This is a genomic window from Oceanisphaera psychrotolerans, assembly GCF_001870485.1.
Lineage (GTDB): Bacteria > Pseudomonadota > Gammaproteobacteria > Enterobacterales > Aeromonadaceae > Oceanimonas > Oceanimonas psychrotolerans.
In genome coordinates this window covers 1-17,810 of the sequence record NZ_MDKE01000066.1, presented here as the reverse complement: position 1 = coordinate 17,810, position 17,810 = coordinate 1, and the positions used below count along the sequence as shown (strand labels likewise).

The 17,810-nt window shown below is 63.1% G+C and carries 13 protein-coding genes; 8 read left to right on the top strand and 5 right to left on the bottom strand.

From position 1 onward, the window contains the following. Position 1 precedes the first annotated feature (1 nt). The 4 genes from BFR47_RS15130 to BFR47_RS15115 all read right to left on the bottom strand — a co-directional run bounded on the left by BFR47_RS15130 (position 2) and on the right by BFR47_RS15115 (position 3,633). Entirely contained in the window at positions 2–688 is a 687-nt protein-coding gene (locus BFR47_RS15130; protein WP_071473842.1) for a PspA/IM30 family protein, read from the bottom strand. Next, positions 685–1,086: a DUF2170 family protein gene (locus tag BFR47_RS15125; protein WP_071473841.1), complete on the bottom strand. Its 402-nt coding sequence runs from the start codon at positions 1,084–1,086 to the stop codon at positions 685–687. Before BFR47_RS15125 ends, BFR47_RS15130 begins: the two co-directional genes overlap by 4 nt. A 148-nt stretch (positions 1,087–1,234) precedes the next feature. Next, positions 1,235–2,128, bottom strand: a complete 894-nt coding sequence (locus tag BFR47_RS15120; RefSeq protein ID WP_071473840.1) for a ribose-phosphate pyrophosphokinase — start codon at positions 2,126–2,128, stop codon at positions 1,235–1,237. Beyond that, positions 2,125–3,633, bottom strand: a complete 1,509-nt coding sequence (locus BFR47_RS15115; protein WP_071473839.1) for a thymidine phosphorylase family protein — start codon at positions 3,631–3,633, stop codon at positions 2,125–2,127. Before BFR47_RS15115 ends, BFR47_RS15120 begins: the two co-directional genes overlap by 4 nt. 178 nt (positions 3,634–3,811) lie before the next feature. On the opposite strand from BFR47_RS15115, the gene BFR47_RS15110 reads away from it, so the two are divergent. The 4 genes from BFR47_RS15110 to BFR47_RS15100 are packed head-to-tail and all read left to right on the top strand — an operon-like array spanning position 3,812 to position 8,108. Beyond that, positions 3,812–4,537: an ABC transporter ATP-binding protein gene (locus tag BFR47_RS15110; RefSeq protein WP_071473838.1), complete on the top strand. Its 726-nt coding sequence runs from the start codon at positions 3,812–3,814 to the stop codon at positions 4,535–4,537. Between the two features lie 10 nt (positions 4,538–4,547). Continuing rightward, the gene (locus BFR47_RS18285; protein WP_217645573.1) at positions 4,548–5,030 is read left to right on the top strand and encodes a hypothetical protein; all 483 of its coding nucleotides are present in this window, start codon (positions 4,548–4,550) and stop codon (positions 5,028–5,030) included. A 32-nt stretch (positions 5,031–5,062) separates the two neighbouring features. Beyond that, positions 5,063–6,898 carry an ABC transporter permease gene (locus BFR47_RS15105; protein ID WP_217645572.1) on the top strand — a complete coding sequence of 612 codons (1,836 nt, stop codon included), beginning with the start codon at positions 5,063–5,065 and terminating at the stop codon, positions 6,896–6,898. A 4-nt stretch (positions 6,899–6,902) separates the two neighbouring features. Then, positions 6,903–8,108, top strand: coding sequence for an efflux RND transporter periplasmic adaptor subunit (locus tag BFR47_RS15100; protein WP_071473837.1), 1,206 nt, complete (start codon positions 6,903–6,905; stop codon positions 8,106–8,108). 73 nt (positions 8,109–8,181) lie between these two features. On the opposite strand, the gene BFR47_RS15095 is transcribed toward BFR47_RS15100, so the two are convergent. Then, positions 8,182–9,744: a BCCT family transporter gene (locus BFR47_RS15095; protein WP_071473836.1), complete on the bottom strand. Its 1,563-nt coding sequence runs from the start codon at positions 9,742–9,744 to the stop codon at positions 8,182–8,184. 175 nt (positions 9,745–9,919) lie between these two features. Between BFR47_RS15095 and BFR47_RS15090 the strand changes: the two genes are divergently transcribed. The 4 genes from BFR47_RS15090 to BFR47_RS15075 form a co-directional block, all read left to right on the top strand. Next, on the top strand, positions 9,920–10,654 hold the full coding sequence (locus BFR47_RS15090) for an endonuclease/exonuclease/phosphatase family protein (RefSeq protein WP_071473835.1): 735 nt from the start codon (positions 9,920–9,922) through the stop codon (positions 10,652–10,654). 287 nt (positions 10,655–10,941) lie between these two features. Continuing rightward, positions 10,942–12,477 carry a TolC family protein gene (locus BFR47_RS15085; RefSeq protein ID WP_071473834.1) on the top strand — a complete coding sequence of 512 codons (1,536 nt, stop codon included), beginning with the start codon at positions 10,942–10,944 and terminating at the stop codon, positions 12,475–12,477. A 9-nt stretch (positions 12,478–12,486) separates the two neighbouring features. Further along, on the top strand, positions 12,487–13,293 hold the full coding sequence (locus BFR47_RS15080) for an efflux RND transporter periplasmic adaptor subunit (protein WP_217645571.1): 807 nt from the start codon (positions 12,487–12,489) through the stop codon (positions 13,291–13,293). A 47-nt stretch (positions 13,294–13,340) separates the two neighbouring features. Next, positions 13,341–17,810 (top strand): beta strand repeat-containing protein (locus tag BFR47_RS15075; protein ID WP_175514120.1); only part of this gene is annotated, 4,470 nt, incomplete at its 3' end.

The window sequence follows — 17,810 nt, the reverse complement described above, 5'->3', positions numbered from 1 at the left end:
CTTATTTGCCCAGAATGCGGGCCAGCTCGTCCTCGGCGCCGGCAGACTGGCTGCCGGTAATGCCGGCGGACTTCAGCTTCTGTTCCAGGGCGTCGCCACTCTCGCTGGCGGCGCGCTCGGCGGCCACGTCCAGCTCGGCCTGACGCTGGGTCTGCTTCTGCTTGATGCGGTCCAGCGATTCCACCGCCGTTGTCATCTTGGTGTTGGCACCGCTGTGGCGGGACGACACCGCGGCCTGGGCCTTTTGCACGCTTTCGGTGGCCTTGACCATATCCAGTTGCTGTTCCAGCTGGCGCAGGCGGCTCTTGGCGGTGGTGATGTTGTGTTTCAGGCTCTGCTCGGAGGTGGCATATTGGTCGACGTAGCTCTGCTCGCCGTCCTGCTCGTTTTTCAGCTCGGCCACCCGCTGGGCACATTCCAGCGCCAGCTCCTTGTTGTCTTTGGTCATGGCGGCGCGGGCGTGGGCTTCATATTCCGCGATGCTGGCGCCGATGGCGTCCACCTTCTGTTTGGCCAGCTTGCGCTTGGCCATGATGCCGGTCAGGGCCTCGTCGGAGCGGCGCAGCTCCTGTTTGGCTTCGCGAATTTCCTGCTCCAGAATGCGCAGGGCCTGGCTGTCGGCCACGGCCTCGGCGGCTTCGTTGGCGCCCCCCTTGATGGCGGTCACCAGTTTTTTCCATACGCTCATGCGGTTACTCCTTGCAGCTGGTCCTGATACAGATCGAGAAAGGCCTCGGTGTTGCGGAACAGGGTTTCCACTTCGATCATCACGCTCTCTTCCTTCGAACCGGCAGAGAGGGAGCCGAAGGCGATGTAATAGTCGTCACCGCTGATGTTGCTGATGCCGACCGTGGTCAGCGGAAACAGCTGATGGGTACGCAATATGGTGTCGTTCAGCACGGCGCTGTCGGTCACCTGGGTGGCGGGAAACAGCAGGGTTTCGACGATGATCTGCTCGCCGGCCACGGCGAGATAGGCTTCCAGCCCCTCGGCATTGGTGATCAACAGAGAGTCGTTTTCGAGCTTGCTCTGCCAGCCTTCGTGGTTGGCAAGCAGGCCGTGCAGTTGTTCCAGGGTCCAGGACATGCAGGTACTCCAGTTGGATGGGGAAGAGGGTGAATTGGCAATAACTCAAGACAAGATAGAACAGAGTTGGTTCCGAAAGCTACCCTCATTCGCCCATCGAATGTGTCGGTGAGGCCCGGTTACAGTCGATGGGGAGCTTGATGAGCGGCTATGAGGCGGCCAGATGTTTCCGAATGGGCGCCAGCAGCAGGGGGCTCAGATCGATGGCGTTGGAGGGATGGGCAATGGCATTGGTGGTGATCAGCCGGCGCAGCCCGTTGTCGGTCAGTTGCTGCTCGATGTCGTCGGCAAAAAGGCCGTGAATGACGGCGCAGTCCACCCTGTTCAGACCCTGGGCGCGCAATGCCTGCAGGCAGCGCAGCACCGTCTGACCGCTGGAGATCACGTCGTCGATGATCACCGCCGTGTGTTGGTGCCAGGCGGACAGGTCCGGCAGCTGGACCGCGACCTGCCGATCGCCGCTGCGTACCTTGCTGCCGACCACATAATCATGGCCGCTCCGGGCGGCGATCTTCGCCACCCATTGTTCACTCTCGGCATCGGGTCCCACCAGCAGCAGTGGATCCTGCCGCTCACCCAGCCAGTCCGCCAGCAAGGGCGCGGCCTGCACCACAGTGCTTGGCACCCGATAGATTTCATCCAGGCGGTGATAACGATGCAGGTGCGGGTCGACCGTGACCAGCCAGTCGATTTGCGTAGACAGCAGCCGGGCGAAGGTGCGTGACGTCACCGCCTCGCCGGCGTGAAAACGGTCGTCCTGGCGCATATAGCACAGATAGGGGGCAATCAGGCCTACCTGGCTGGCGCCCAGCTCCCTCAGGGTGTCACACAGGAAGCTCAGGGGCAGAAACTTGTCGTCGGGACGGGACAGATCCGCCAGCACCAGCACCGGGCGGCCCGTTACCTCGTTGTGGATGCGCAGGTAGCTTTCGCCATCCGGAAAGCGGCGCCGTTCCAGCCGGCCGGCGTCGGCGTTCAGGCCTCGGCACAGGGGGGTGCGCAGCGAATGCGCGTCATCCAGGGAAAACAGCAGGGGCATCATGAGGCTTCTCCAACCATGAACATATCGTGATTGTTGGCGTAATAGGCCGCCGCATAGTCCAGCTCGCCCCGGCTGTCGGCGTAGAGGGTCAGCAAGGGTTGATCCTGCGCCAGGGCCTGACCCAGCTTGATATGCAGGCGCAGGCCGGCGGCGGGGGAAATGGGGGCACCGGCCAGCTTGGCCAGCCGGGACAGGCGCCGGTTGTCCATGGCCAGCAGGGTGCCGCTGTGCCTGGCCCCCAGCTCGAGCTGGTGGGCGGCCTGCGGGATTGTTTTCAGTCCGCCCTGGGCGTCGCAAATCCGCTTGAACTGCTCCCAGGCCTGACCCGACGCCAGCAGCTCCTGCGCCCGGGCCTGAGCGACCTCCAGGGAGGCACCGCCTGCCAGATTCAGCAGATTGGCGGCCAGAAACAGTGCCCGCTCGCGCAAGTCGGCGGGAGCTCCGGGCTCGTTGTTGAGCACGGCGAGGATGTCCTGCGCTTCCTGAGCCGGCCCTATGCCATAGCCGATGGCCTCGTCGCCATTGGTGATCAGGCAACGCATCTTGAGCCCCAGAGCCTGGCCGACGGTATCGAACAGACCGGCCAGGTGTCTGGCCTCGTGCTGGCTGCGTACCTTGGCGGTCGGCCCCACGGGAATGTCGATCAACGCATGGGTGGAGCCGGCGGCCAGTTTCTTGGACAGCACCGAGGCCACCAGCTGGCCGACGCCGTCGATGTCCAGGGCATGTTCGATGCGGATCAGCATGTCGTCGGCCGGGCTGAGGTTGACGGCGCCACCCCAGGCCAGGCAGGCATTGACCTTGCGTACCGTCTGTTGAATCTGTTCCAGGCTGAGGCGCACCGTGGTCAGTACCTCCATGGTATCGGCGGTACCCGAGGGGGAGGTGATGGCCCGGGATGAGGTTTTGGGCATGACCAGGCCGGCGGCGCTGGCGATGGCCACCACTATGGGGGTGGTTCTGTTGCCGGGCACGCCGCCGATGCAGTGCTTGTCGACCAGCTGCAGGGTGTCGGGCCAGGTCAGCCGTTTGCCGCTGGCCACCATGGCCTGGGTGAGGGCGATGATTTCCTGGGTGTTGAGGCAGTCGACCCCGGCGGTAATGAAGCTGGCAATCTGCATGTCCGAATAGCGATGGGCGGCGATGTCGGCCACGATGTCGTGAATTTCCCGGGACGACAGGGTATGGCCGTAGATTTTCTTGCGGACTGCGCTCATGGAATGGAGCAGGGGCGCATGACTGATCTGCACCCGTTCACCCCCCTCGAGCGCCATCCGTTGCCAGGCGATGCGAGAGAAGCCGATATGATCGGGCGGCAGCACCTTTTCGGTGACCACGTTGAGGGTGGCGATGATGGTGCGGTTTTCCAGGCCGACCTGAATCCGGGTATTGGCGTTGAAGCCCTCGGCCCGGCACACCTCGCAGTCGGCGCGCATGAACACCACCGGCTCCTGGTGGGTATCTATGCCCATTTCCATGGCAATCAGCGAATGAGAGGCGGACATGGCACTGGCTTCCTTTAGTTGATAGGGCCACCTGTTGGCGGGGAACAGTTCAAGCTTAGTCCGACCCGGCGGCTTGTACCCGATGTCGCGCGTGATGGCGGCGCCGGGCGATAGCACTTAGGCTTTGTGTTACACGGCTTTTGTTAAACCGCCGCCGCTGTCACGCACGAGTGTCCCCATGAGCAAACCACTGGATTATCGACTGCCCGCCTTTCGTACCCGGGATCTCACCAGGGTCTATGGCGAAGGTGCGGCCGCCGTGCAGGCGCTGCGCGGGGTGAACCTCGAGATCCCGGCCGGCGAACTGGTGGTGTTGCTGGGCCCCTCCGGCAGCGGCAAGTCGACCCTGCTGAACCTGCTCGGCGGCCTGGATCGGGCCAGCAGCGGGCAGCTGTGGTTTTTCGACCGGGAACTGAGCGCCATGAACGAGGCGCAATTGACCCGTTATCGGCGCCATCATGTCGGCTTTGTCTTTCAGTCCTACAACCTGATGCCCAGCCTGACCGCCCGCGAGAACGTGGAGCTGGTGACCGAGCTGGCTGCCGAGCCGATGGCGGCGGAAGCGGCGCTGGCCCTGGTGGGGCTGGCCGAACGCGGCCATCATTTTCCTGCCCAGCTGTCCGGTGGTGAACAGCAGCGGGTGGCCATCGCCCGTGCCATCGCCAAGCGGCCTACGGTGCTGTTCTGCGACGAGCCGACCGGCGCGCTGGACAGCCACACCGGCCGGGTGGTGCTGCGGGCCTTGCAGGACGTCAACCGGCAGCTGGACACCACTGTGCTGATCGTCACCCATGCGGCGGCCACCGCCGCCATGGCCCACCGGGTTATCCACTTTGCCGATGGTCGCATCCGCGAGGTGGAGATCCACGACCACCGGCTCGACGCCGAGGCCATCGAATGGTAGGGGCGACGCCATGAGCATGCTGGATCGCAAGCTGGGACGGGACCTGTGGCGGGTGCGGGGCCAGGCGCTGGCCATCATGCTGGTGATTTCCCTGGGGGTCATGCTGCTGGTGATGATGGACGGCCTGGTCAATTCCCTGAGTGAAACCCGGCACAGCTATTACCAGCGTTACCGGCTGGCGGAGATCTTCGCGCCGGTCAAGCGCGCGCCGCGCCGACTGCTGACCGAGGTGGCCGCCCTGCCCGGGGTGGCGGTGGCCGAGGGGCGCATCAACGGCGGCGGCCTGCTCAACCTGCCGGGCGTGGCAGCGCCGATACGGGCCCGGATGCTGTCGTTGCCGACACGGCTGAACCAGCTGGTGCTGTCGGCGGGGCGGCAGCCCGAACCGGGCCGGCGGCATGAGGTGCTGCTGCTGGACGGCTTTGCCCGGGCCCGGGGGCTGGCCCCGGGCGATACCCTGCTGGCGACGCTCAACGGCGGGCGCAGCGCCTGACCGTAACGGGGCTGGCGCAGGCGCCGGAGTTTGTGTACACCACGGCCCCGGGCGAGCTGGTGCCCGACGACGGCCGCTTTGCGGTGATCTGGATGCAGGAATCGGTGCTGGCGGCGGCCTTCGATCTGGACGGCGCCGTCAACGAGGTGCTGATAGCCCTGACCCGGGGCGCGCGCGAGGCGGAGCTGATCGCCGCGCTGGACCGGCTGCTGGCGCCCTATGGTGCCCTGGGGGCCTTTGGGCTGGCGGATCAGCTGTCCAATCGCTTTGTCGAGGAGGAGATTGCCGGGCTCCGGGTATCCAGCCGCACCGTACCGCCGGTATTTCTGGGGGTGGCCGCCTTTCTGCTGAACATGGTGCTGTCGCGCATGGTGCAGGCGGAGCGCGAGCAGATAGGCCTGCTCAAGGCCTTCGGTCATACCGGCTCCGAAGTGGCGATTCACTACCTGAAGTTTGTGCTGGTGATCGCCCTGGGCGGCGCCCTGGCGGGATCGGTGCTGGGTGTGCTTGCCGGACGAGCCCTGAGCGGCGTCTACCAGCTGTATTACAAGTTTCCGTTTCTGCTGTTCCGGCTGGATCCTGCCGCCCTGGTGATCGGGGTGTCGGTCAGCGTGCTGGCCGCCTCCGCCGGTGCCCTGCTGGTGCTGCGGCGGGTGCTGGCGCTGGCGCCCGCCACCGCCATGCGGCCCCCTTCGCCACCGGATTTCAGCCATGGCCTGCGCCTCGGGCCCCGGCTCGGCCGCTGGCTGGATCAGCCCAGCCGCATGGTACTGCGCAACCTGTGGCGACGACCCGGGCGGGCGCTGCTGACGGTGCTGGGCATCGCCCTGGGCATGGCGCTGCCGGTGGCCATGCTGAGCGTGATGAGTGGTTTCGACCGCGCCCTGGCGCTGAATTTCAACCACATCGACCGCAGCGACGTCACGGTCAGTTTCATCGAGCCCCGGGGAAGCAACAGCCTCTTTGCCCTCGCGCAGCTGGACGGCGTACTGGCGCTGGAGCCGTTTCGTTCGGTGCCGGTGATACTGCGCCATGGTCGGTATCACTATCGTGGCGCCATTACCGCCCTGATGGACGAGCCCAGGTTGTACCGGGCCCTGGATAAAGATCGCCAGCCCCTGGCCCTGCGCGCCGAGGGGGTCATTCTGGCGCGGGCGCTGGCGAAGAAGCTGTCGATAGTGCCGGGCGAACTGCTGAGCGTCGAGGTACGCGAAGGGCGCCGGCCGGTGCTGGAGATCCCGGTGGTGGGGCTGGCCGATACCCTGCTGGGCGCGCCCGCCTTCATGCAACTGGGCGCCCTGAACCGCGTGATGGGGGAGCCGGGATGGGTATCCGGCGCCTATCTGCGTATCGACGCCGCCCGCAGTGCCGCGCTGTACCGGGAGATGAAAGAGATGCCGGTGGTGGCCGGGGTCAGCCTGCGGCAGGAGCGTCGGGAGGCCTTTCGCAAGGTGATGGACAGCGGCGCCGGGGCCACCCGTTACCTGATGGCCGCCATTGCCGGGGTCATTACTTTCGGCATCGTCTATAACGGGGCGCGCATCGCCTTTGCCGAGCGGGCGTGGGAACTGGCCGGCCTGCGGATCCTGGGGCTGACCCGGGCCGAGGTGGGTTTTGTGCTGCTGGGCGAACTGGGGCTGCTCACCCTGCTGGCGTTACCGCTGGGCTCCCTGCTGGGATACGGCCTGTCGCTGGCGGTGGCGGCCGGCTTCAGCACCGAGCTGTATCAGGTGCCGGTGGAGCTGGTGCCCGCCAGTCATGGTCAGGCGGCACTGGCGGTGCTGGCGGCGGCGCTGCTTTCCGGCATCGGGGTACAGCGCGACATCCACCGGCTGGATCTGGTGGCCGCCCTCAACATTCGAGAGTAGCGAGATGGCATCGAGACAGTCACGCAAGGGAATATTGCTCGCCGCCGCGCTGTTGCTGGCGGGGCTGCTCGCTTATGCCTTCTGGCCCCGGGCGATACCGGTGGAGACGGGCACGGTGCGCCGGGGCGCCATGATGGTCACCATCGATGAAGAGGCGCGGACCCGGGTGCGCCAGCGCTATGTGGTGAGTGCCCCGGTGGCCGGGCGGCTGTTGCGGGTGAGGCTGGAGGCCGGGGATCCGGTGTTGGTGGGCAAAACCGAACTGGCCCGGTTGGTGCCGGTACCGGTCTCGTTGCTGGATGCCCGCGCCCGTGAAAGGGCCCAGGCGGCGGTGCAGGCGGCCGAGGCAGCACTCAAGGCCACCCGGTCGGAAGTGAGCCGGGCGGAGGCCGCCAGCCAACTGGCCGACGCCGAATGGGCGCGCAACAACCGGCTGTATCGGCAAGGGCATCTGTCTGCCTCGGCCCGGGATCAGGCGCGGCAATCGGCGCAGGCGGCCACTGCCACGCTGAATGCGGCCCACGCCGCCGTGGTGCAGCGACAGGCCGAACTGGCCGCCGCCCGGGCGCAACTGGGGCAGGGAGCGCCCGGCAGCGAGGGGGAAGGTATTCCGCTGCTGGCGCCGGTGTCCGGGCGGGTGCTGCAGCGGTTGCAACAGAGCGAAACCGTGGTGGCCGCCGGTACTCCCATCATGGAAGTCGGCGATCCCGAACGGGATCTGGAGGTGCTGGTCGAGCTGCCCTCCGCCGAGGCGGTGCGGGTGACCCCCGGCAATCGGGTGCTGATTGAGCACTGGGGCGGACCGCAACCGCTGGCCGGGGTGGTGGAACGAATTGAACCGCGCGGCTTTACCAAGTTTTCCGCCCTGGGGGTGGAAGAGCAGCGGGTCAATGTGCTGATCCGTTTCGACGGCGAGCCCGACGCGCGGCGTGGCCTGGGCCACGGCTATCGGGTGGAGGTGCGCATTGTGGTGTGGGAAGACGAGAATGTGCTGATGGCGCCATCGAGTGCGCTGTTCCGGGAAGGGGAACAATGGGCGGTGCTGGTGGCGGAGGGCAACCGGGCCCGATGGACTCCGGTCAGGATCGGCCACGACAACGGCCTGCAGGCGCAGATACTGGCGGGGCTGAGCGAAGGACAGCAGCTGGTGCTGTATCCCGGGCCCGAGCTGGCCGACGGCACTCGGATAGCGGCGACCATCGTCGACTGAAACGCCGGGCGGGGAATGAAAACAAGGGCCATGGAGGCCCTTGTTGTCGTTACCTTTTGGAGCAGCGTCGTGGTCAGGACGCGGGGTTGGTCAGCTCTTCGCTGCGCACCCGGTGGGTGACGATGCCCTGCTCATAGGCCATGGCGTGGGCCACCTTGGGGCCGGTCCAGATCACCGGCAACAGCAGCAGCGATACCGGTGCCGCCGTGATCACGATGAAGGACTGCAGGGCGTTGATGCCGCCTTCGCCCATTCTCAGCAAGACCGCCGCCACCAGGCCCATGGTCAGCGCCCAGAAAATACGATCCCGGGTGCGAGGCGTATGACTGCCGCTGATGGCCATGGCGATGGAATAGGCCATGGAGTCACCGGTGGTGGCGACGAAGATCACCGTCAGCAGCAGGAAAGCCGGCACCATCAGCTCCGCCAGCGGCAGCTGCTGGGTTACCGCCAGCAGGGCCGCCGGCAAGCCGCCATCCTGCAGCGGCTGGGACACCACACCCGGTACGGCCTGCTCGTAGAAGATGCCGGCCCCACCGAGGCTGGCAAACCAGAAGTTGGTCACCAGCGGGGCCATGACCGCCACCGCCATCACCAGCTCGCGCAGGGTGCGGCCGCGGGAGATACGGGCGATAAAGAGCGCCATCATGGGGCCATAACCGATAAACCAGCCCCAGAAGAACACCGTCCACCAGCCCAGCCAGGCATCGTCCTGCCGGTTGAGCGCCATCGGCATGAAGTCCTGCAGATAAACACCCATGCCGTTGAGGAAGGAGTCGACAATGAAGTTGCCGGGCCCTGCCAGCAGGATGGTGGCCAGCAAGATTACCGCCAGCACCACATTGGCGCTGGACAGCCACTGGATGCCCTTTTCAATCCCCGTTGAAGCCGACAGGGTGTAAATGGCCACCAGGCCGCCGAGTACCGCCAGCTGCAGGCCGTAGTCGTTGTCCCAGCCCAGCAGCGACTCGAAGCTGAAGCCCAGCTGGGTGGCGAGGAAACCGATGGGGCCTATGGTGCCCGCGGCCACCGCGATAATGGACACCACATCGGCCAGGGTGCCCAGCCAGTGGGTTTCGATACGTTCACCCATCAGCGGGTAGAGCAGGGTACGCGGCCGCATGGCCAGGCCCTTGTGATAGTGGGCATAGACCACCACCACCGCCGACAAGGTGCCGAGCGAAGCCCATGCCAGAAAGCCCCAGTGCAGAAAGGTCTGGGCCAGCGCCGCCGACACCGGCGAGACGCCGGACTCGGCATCCGCGAAGTTCGGCGGCGTGGTCATGTAATGGTACATGGGCTCGGCTGCCGACCAGAACACGCCGCCACCGGCCAGCAGGGTGCACATGATCACCGCCAGCCAGCGAAAGGTCGAGCTGTCGGGGCGCACATTGCCCCCCAGGCGGACATCGCCATAGCGGGTAAAGCCCAGCACCAGGGCCACCAGCAGGTTGGCCAGCATCCAGACCTGCCACAGAGGACCAAACAGATCGACGACCCAGGCGAAGCTGAGGTTGATCCAGTGAGTCATTTGTTGCAGGTCGAAAAGGGCGAGCGCGACGAAGAGGAGCAGGAAGCCGCCGCTGAGGCTGGCGACGAGGCGTCGTTCGGAAACACGAGATTCGGGAGGTTTCATCAATTCACTTTGTTCAATGTATGAACGCGCCAATGATACATAAACAGCACTAAAAAGTGAAGTTTGGCCGAAATTTGGCAATAAATGGCGTAGATCTGGAATAAAGCAGAGGGAAGATTTGCGGGCCCTTCTGCTAAGATGGAACGAGATTCCCGACAAGGCAGGATGTTCGATTATGCTTCGCCCCCGCGTCATGCCGCATCAGCTTGTTCATCAGCATCAGCCGCTGGATGGCGACCGGCTGGGCGTGATGTGCTGGAATACCCAGAAACTGACCCTGAGTTCCGAATTTCAGCTGTGCCTGACCCAGCTGCTGGCGAAATTTCCTACCCGGCTGCTGCTGTTGCAGGAGGCCAAGCTGGCCCTGAGCCATCGGCTGCAGCTGGACGGCTGGTCTTATGCGGTCTCGCCCAATATCCAGACGCCGTCGCATCTGTTCGGGGTGCTCACCGCCGGCCAGTGCGCCTTCAACGACATTACGGCCTTGCTCAGTTACCGCCGGGAGCTGCGGTTCGCCACCCACAAAAGCCAGATCCTTACCCATCACCCACTGAGTGGCGGCGAGACCCTGCTGGTGGCCAATATTCACGCCATCAACTTCGTGCGCCACGGCCATTTTTACCACGAAATTGCCGCGCTCCGGCAGGCCCTGCTGCAACACCGGGGGCCGCTGATTGTGGCCGGCGACTTCAACGTCTGGAGCCGGTCACGGCGCCGTTATCTAGCCGACTTCTGCCGGGCCATGGGGTTGCAGCAGGCGGTGATGGAAGACGCCCATCACATCAAGAGCTACCTGCGTCAGCCGCTGGACTTTATCTTCTACCGGGATCTGACCCTGCACTCCGCCACCGCCATCAATACCCCCACGGTGTCGGACCACAATCCCATCTACGCGCAGTTTTCGCGCTGAATGAATTTGCCGCCGGCGATCCCATAATTCGAAATGGTCTATTTACAAAGTCATTAATAACCACAAGGATTAATGCTGTCTCAATAATGGGACATTTCTGTTCTTGCTGTATAATGCTTTGTACTCATATTGGTCTTCGTTATACGACGGCGGCCGTCACTAAAGAAGGTATCCTATCGGGTTGGTCCTGATGGCGGTATCGGCGACAGAACCGGGTGTGGTATGTGACCGCGTATCAACACCATACCCGCGTCAGGATTATCACAATTCAGGAAGAAACCATCTCTATGCCTAAAACCGTTTCCCGTATCAAGCCGCTTACTCTGATCATCGTCGCTACCCTGACCGGTTGTACCGTTGCACCCCAGGACTTCAGCCAGGCCGACATTTCCCGCATCAACGAGGCCGATCGCAGCGCCGCCTTTGCAGATATGGAGCCGCACGGCGACATTATCACCCTGGATGAAGCCATTGCCCGGGCCCTGAAATACAACCTGGATCAGCGGGTCCGGCTGATGGAGCAATCGCTGGCATCGAAGCAGCTGGAGGCGGGCAACTACGACATGCTGCCCAAGTTGCTGGCCAATGCCGGTTACAGCTCGCGGGATGACTACAGCGCGCGCTATTCCGCCCTGCTCGATAATCCTTCCGAGTTCCAGGAAAGCAACAGCTCCGAGCTGGATGTGTCTTCCGAAAAGTCCCATACCACGGCCGACCTGACCCTGTCGTGGAACCTGCTCGACTTCGGTGCCAGTTACTACACCGCCAAGCAGAACGGTGACAAGCTGCTGATCGCCAACGAACGTCGCCGCAAGGCGATGCACACCCTGATCCAGAACGTACGCACCGCCTACTGGCGGGCGGTGGCGGCAGAAAAGTTGAATGAGCGGGTCCGACACACCATCGGCACCGCCGAGCAGGCCTTGCAGGACTCTTACCGACTGAGCAAGGAACGGGTGAGCACCCCCGATGAATCTCTGCGATTTCAGCGCAACCTGCTGGAAAGCCTTCGCCTGCTTGAAAGCGTGGAGCGCGAGATGGCCAGCGCCCGTATCGAGCTGAGCAGCCTGATCGGGCTGTTGCCCGGTACCCGCTTCAAACTGCAGGAACCCGAGGTCGAGGTACAGCCGCTCGAGGTCGACATGGCGGTACTGGAAGCCCAGGCCCTGGTGCAGAATGCCGATTTGCGCGAGCAGTTCTACAACGTGCGCATCGCCGCCCAGGACACCCGCAAGGCGTTGCTGAGTTTGCTGCCGGGGATCAGCTTCGAGTACGGCCTGAATTATGACGACGACCGCTTCCTGCTCGACGAGCAGTGGCGCACCGCCGGCATGCGGGTCAGCGCCAACCTCTTCAACCTGATCTCGGCCCCCAGCCGGATGCGGGCCGCAGAGAAAAACGAAGCCCTGGCCGAAGCCCGGCGCATGGCGCTGCAGATGTCGGTGCTGACCCAGGTGCATCTGGCGCGGCATCAATACAACGACTCTCTGCGCCAGTTTACCCGCGCCGATCAGCTCTATCAGGTGGATGCGCAGCTCGAGGCCATTACCAGCAGCAAGGCGCAGAGCAACCTGATCGGGGAACAGACCCTGATTGCGGCCAACGTCACCTCCATTCTGAGCGAGTTAAGGCGTTACCAGTCCATGGCCAAGGTGCAGGAGTCCATCGGCCGGCTGCAGTCCAGCCTGGGAATGGAGCCGGAGCTGAACGCCAGTGTCGACGGCCTCAGCCTGGCCGAGCTGCGGACCCGGGTGCAGGGCTGGCTCGATACCGGTCTGAAACCGATTGGACCGGTGCGGGTTGTCCGGCCCGGCAAGGAGTAAGACCGATTGATGTTCGTCAATATCACGATTCAGCGGCGATACGCCGGGCTGGCCTCGATGTTGCTGGCCTCTTCTCTGGTGCTGCCGGTGCAGGCGCAGAGTGAGTTCTCGCTCGAGCACAACGAGTTGCGCGCCCAGTTGAGTCCTGTTCGTTATGCCACCCTGGCTGCCGAGCAGGGGGGCAAGATCAAGCGCATTTCGGTGCGTGAAGGTCAGCGGGTAGAAAAGGGCCAGCGGCTGGTGGAATTCGACTGTGCGCTGCAGGCGGCCCAGTTGCAGAAAGCCCGGGCCCAGCTTGCCGGCGCCAAGAATACCCATACCGGCAACCAGCGCATGGCAGACCTTAACGCCATCGGCAGCGTCGAGCTCAACAACAGCTTGATAGAGGTGGCCAAGGCGCAGGCCGATATTGCCTATCTCGATGCCACCATCAAGAGCTGCACCATCGATGCCCCCTATGCCGGTTCCATCGGCGAGCAGCGGGCGCGGGAGCAGGAGTTTGTGCAGGCCGGGCAACCGTTGCTGGACATTCTCGATGACAGCGCACTGGAGCTGGAGTTTATCGTGCCCTCGCGCTGGCTTGGCTGGTTCAAACCCGGCCATAACTTCGCGGTACAGATAGAGGACACCGGCAAAACCTATCCGGTCAAGCTCAGATATACTGCCGCCCGGGTCGATCCCCTGAGCCAGTCGGTCAAGGCCGTGGCGGTGATTGACGGACAATTCGAGGAATTGCTGGCCGGCATGAGCGGTCAGATTCAAATTGCGCCACCCGAACTTACACCCGAATCCGCATCGGAAGTACCGACACAGTGAATCACGCGTCGTGCCGTCATCCGGTAAACAGATCAAGGAGCAGATAGATGTCTACCGATAAAAACAACCAATTGCAGGCGAGTGGCCCCCAGTTATGGCAACTCGAACCCCGGCTGATGTTCGACGGTGCGGCGGTGGATACCACGGTCGATGCGCTGGTGGACAGCGGCGCGGATCTGGCGGTAACGGAAGCGGCAGACGGGCTCTTTGCACTGGCCGTGGCTCATGGCCAGAGCCAGCCGGCGGCAGAGCAGGCCCAGCAGCAAATTAAGGATTATCTGTCCGAGGCCAGCGCCGAGCAGCTGTTTGCGCTGTTCAATGGCGGCAAGACCGACATCGACATGGCCTGGCTGCAGGCAATGGAAGCTGAGCGGCAGGCCATTCTGTCCGGCCAGGTGCAGGTGACGGTAGAGCTGCTCGACAACGCCGCCATGCAGGGGGCGCTGGGTGCCTTTGCCGCGGCGGGCCCGGACGGCACGGCGGTGATCTACCTGAACCGGGACTGGATTGAGGCGGGGGCAGACACCGCAGAGGTGGCACGGGTACTGGCCGAGGAGTTCGGCCACAGCATCGACGCCCGGGTCAATGACGGTGCCGACACCGCCGGCGACGAGGGCGAACGCTTTGCGGCGGCGGTGACCGGGTCTGCTGTGACGGATACCACCTCCGATGGTCGGGGGGTGCTGGATATTGACGGCGTCAGTGTAGAAGTGGAGTTCGCAACCTACAGCTTCGTTAATGCTTATGAGGTCAACACCGCAACCACCCCAGCGGGCAAGGAGTCGAACACCCATGACTTTATTTACAAGTCTGGTCAGGTCTCCGTTACTATTGACGACAACAACTTCGACAGCCGGCTGTTCAGCGGCAACGATGTGTCGGCCACGGCGATCAACATCAACGGTACCGATTATTACGGCTGGGTCAGCCGGCCGATCAAGGTGCAGGGAGAGGTCAAGGGGTTCTATTTCTGGACCGATGCCGACTTTACCGATCTGGCCAAGGCCCAGGCCGATGGCAACCGGGACAACGATCGGGATGTGACCGACAACCGCGCCTTTGTGCTGGTGGTGGATCAGGCCTATTTCAATACCTTGACCAGCGGTGCCAGTGACGGTGCTCTGATCAATATCGGCTCTTCATCAGACCGGGTCGATTCGGCGCTGAATGCGCTGGTAGGTAGCAACAGCGCTCCGGTGGCGGTAGTAGACAGCGATACCGTCACCGAGGGCGGCTCGGCCATTACAGGCAATGTGCTGGGCAACGACATTGATACCGACAGCGGCGACGATATCACACTGGTGCAGGTGGGCACCTCAGCCGCCAACCAGACGGTGACCTCGGGCACCACATCTGCCAATGGCACCAGTGTACTCGGCCAGTATGGCAGCCTGGTGATAGGAGCCGACGGCAGCTACAGCTACACAGTCGGCAACAGCGCCGAGGTGCAGGCTCTGGGCAGCGGCGACAGCCTGACCGATACCTTTATCTATACCATTAACGACAAGGAAGGTCTGGCCGCCACCACTACCCTGACCATTACCATCAACGGCGCCAACGATGCGCCGGTGGCCGCCGATGACTACAACAGCGCCAAGGAATCACTGCGCACCACTAACGCCTATGCCAGTGACGATCCGCTCGGCTCAAAGGCCATCGGCAACGTGCTGGATAACGATACCGATGCCAACGGCGACAACCTGACCATCGATGCCCCGGCTGGCAATGTGGTCGTCGGTTCGGTCACCGATAATGTGGCAGCGTCGCAGTTGACGTTTGCCGGAGAGAACGGGTTTAATGCGGTTAAGTCTGGACATAGCCTGTATCTGAATGTGGGCGGTACTTACCGTGCGTTGCATGCAGCGGATGGCTCGTTAATCACGGTGACAGAAAATCCGAGCGAGGATCCCAGTGTTTCCGGCACTTATTATGTGTCTTTGTCTTCTACTGCGGCCTACTATCTTTCCAATCCATCCGATCCCAATTCAAAGGTAAGTATTGATTCGCTGGATGCCGAGATGGTTGGTTTTGCGTCCGGCAATGATGAGGCGATTAGTAAAGTCACGGGCAGTATGAAAACTGCCACCGTGACCAGCTCCCAAGCCACGGGTACCTCGACCGTGACTCCGACCATCACCACAGGTTTGGTTGCCGCAGGTATGTCGGTAACAGGCTGTGGTGTACCGGACGGCACCACCGTCAGTAGCGTGAGCTATGACAACAGCGGCAATATCACCGCCATTGAACTGAGCCAGGTGATCACTGGCAGCAACGGCGACAGCCTGAGCTTTTCCGCCGCTCTGGGTGACACCCTTACCGGCCAATACGGTACCCTGGTACTCAATGCCGATGGCAGCTATGTATATACGCCCTTCGCAGATAACTCGGCGTTAAGCGAGGGACAGTCCGCCACCGAGTCCTTCGCCTACACGGCGCGCGACGCCGCCGGTGCTACCAGCTCCGCGACTCTCAATATCATCGTCTACGGTTCCGGCAGCAATGACCCCAACGCCGTAGCCGATATCGCCACCGCCACCGAGGCCGGAGGAGTGGCCAATGCCACTGATGGCATCAACCCCACCGGTAATGTGCTGACCGATTCGGTAACGGGCGATACCACACCGGTTGGCAGTAATACGGTCACCTTCGCCCGCTCTGCCGGTGATGCTGGCGAAACCGCTGTGGCCACCGATACTGTCATTACCGGCCAGTACGGCACTCTGACCCTGAGTGACGACGGCAGCTACAGCTATGTACTGAACAATAGTCTTGCTGCCGTTCAGGCGCTGAACAGCGGCGATTCTCTGACCGAAACCTTTATCTACACCATTGCCAACGGCTCTAGTCCCGGCACCGACAGCGCCACCCTGACCATCACCATCAATGGCGCCAACGACGCGCCGGTGGCCAATGATGACAGCGCAACCGCCATCGAGGCCGGTGGCAATAACAACACCGCGCCCGGCTACAACCCCAGCGGCAACGTACTGGCCAACGACACTGATGTCGACGATGCGGCGGCGGATCTGAGGGTGACTGCGGTTCGAATAGGTAATACCGAAGGCGAAGGCACCGCCGGCTCTTTGGGCTCGGCGCTGGCCGGCAGTTATGGCTCCTTGACGCTCAATGCCGACGGCAGCTGGAGCTACGAGGTCGACCAGGACAATGCCGCCGTTAATGCCCTGGCGCCGGGCCAGACCCTGACCGAAAGCTTTAACTTTACCGTCACCGATCAGGCTGGAGCCGGTCTGTCCGATACCGCCGTGCTCACCATTACCGTGCAGGGCGCCAGAGATGTGGTGGCGGTGAGCAATGTCTTCGTCAACGAAGCCTCCCCCTATGCGGTGTTTACAGTTAGCGGTGTTGAAGGGGTATCGGTGTCACTGACGCTCAGCGACACCACCGGCCTGTCTGCGGGAGACACCAAGGCCGACCTTACCGGCCTGAGTGCCGATATCGGCAGTACCCTCGAATATTTCGACGGCAGCAGCTGGCAGCCTTACGGCGGTGCCGTCACGATGTCGGCTAGTGGTGCATTTTTGGTGCGGGTAGCGGTCAACCAGGATGCGGTGCACGAGGGTAACGAATCCTTCACCCTGGTCGCCACGACAGACGGCAGTGTCAGCACCGGAATCGGTACCATCAACGATGAAGGCGATGGCGATGTATACCTGGAGAGCAATACCACCGGCACCGCTAAAGATCCGACGGACGGTGACTATCCGACGTTGGATGATGATCGCCCGACGCTGAGCATTTCCAGCCCCACGGTCACCGAAGGAGGCTACGCCGAGTTTACCGTCAGCCTGAACAAGGCCAGCCCTTCGGACATCAGCTTCACGCCGACCCTGAATAGCGGCACCGCCACCATCGGTACCGGCACCGATGGCGACACGGCAGCGGCCAGTTCACTGGAGATCTCGACCGATGGCGGCAGCAGCTGGAGTACGGTATCCGGCTACGTCACCATCGCCGCCGGCGAGACCTCGGTCAAATTGCGTGTCGCCACCACAGATGACAGCGATGCCGAACCCGCCGAAACCTTTACCCTGGTCACCGGCACCATTTCCGGCGCCATTGCCGGCCTCGGCACCGTCACCAACGAAGCCGGCGTTACCGGCACCGCCACCATTACCGATAATGATTCGGTGAACAGTGTGCCGAGCAGTACCAACGACAGCGTGACCACCGTCGAAGACACCACCAAGGTGCTGGGCGCCGATGATTTCGGCAGCTTCGCCGATGTGGATGGCGACAGCCTGGCCGGTGTGCAGATCACCAGTCTGGAAACCGCCGGCAGCCTGGAGTACTTCGACGGCAGTGACTGGGTGGCGGTGACGCTGAACCAGGCGATCAGCAAGGCCGACCTGGATGCCGGTTACCTGCGCTTCGTGCCGGGTGAGAACGAGAGCGGCAACGACTACAGCGAGATTGGCTTCAAGGTCAGTGACGGCACGGTGTACAGCGATAGCAGCTACACCCTGACCGTCAACGTGGATGCGGCCAATGATGCGCCG

Bases quoted from the DNA above. Each gene is read 5' to 3' on its own strand.
- BFR47_RS15095 (WP_071473836.1), bottom strand. From the start codon at position 9,744: ATGAAACCTCCCGAATCTCGTGTTTCCGAACGACGCCTCGTCGCCAGC.
- BFR47_RS15120 (WP_071473840.1), bottom strand. From the start codon at position 2,128: ATGATGCCCCTGCTGTTTTCCCTGGATGACGCGCATTCGCTGCGCACC.
- BFR47_RS18285 (WP_217645573.1), top strand. From the start codon at position 4,548: ATGAGCATGCTGGATCGCAAGCTGGGACGGGACCTGTGGCGGGTGCGG.
- BFR47_RS15100 (WP_071473837.1), top strand. From the start codon at position 6,903: ATGGCATCGAGACAGTCACGCAAGGGAATATTGCTCGCCGCCGCGCTG.
- BFR47_RS15115 (WP_071473839.1), bottom strand. From the start codon at position 3,633: ATGTCCGCCTCTCATTCGCTGATTGCCATGGAAATGGGCATAGATACC.
- BFR47_RS15080 (WP_217645571.1), top strand. From the start codon at position 12,487: ATGTTCGTCAATATCACGATTCAGCGGCGATACGCCGGGCTGGCCTCG.
- BFR47_RS15110 (WP_071473838.1), top strand. From the start codon at position 3,812: ATGAGCAAACCACTGGATTATCGACTGCCCGCCTTTCGTACCCGGGAT.
- BFR47_RS15090 (WP_071473835.1), top strand. From the start codon at position 9,920: ATGCTTCGCCCCCGCGTCATGCCGCATCAGCTTGTTCATCAGCATCAG.
- BFR47_RS15085 (WP_071473834.1), top strand. From the start codon at position 10,942: ATGCCTAAAACCGTTTCCCGTATCAAGCCGCTTACTCTGATCATCGTC.
- BFR47_RS15125 (WP_071473841.1), bottom strand. From the start codon at position 1,086: ATGTCCTGGACCCTGGAACAACTGCACGGCCTGCTTGCCAACCACGAA.
- BFR47_RS15130 (WP_071473842.1), bottom strand. From the start codon at position 688: ATGAGCGTATGGAAAAAACTGGTGACCGCCATCAAGGGGGGCGCCAAC.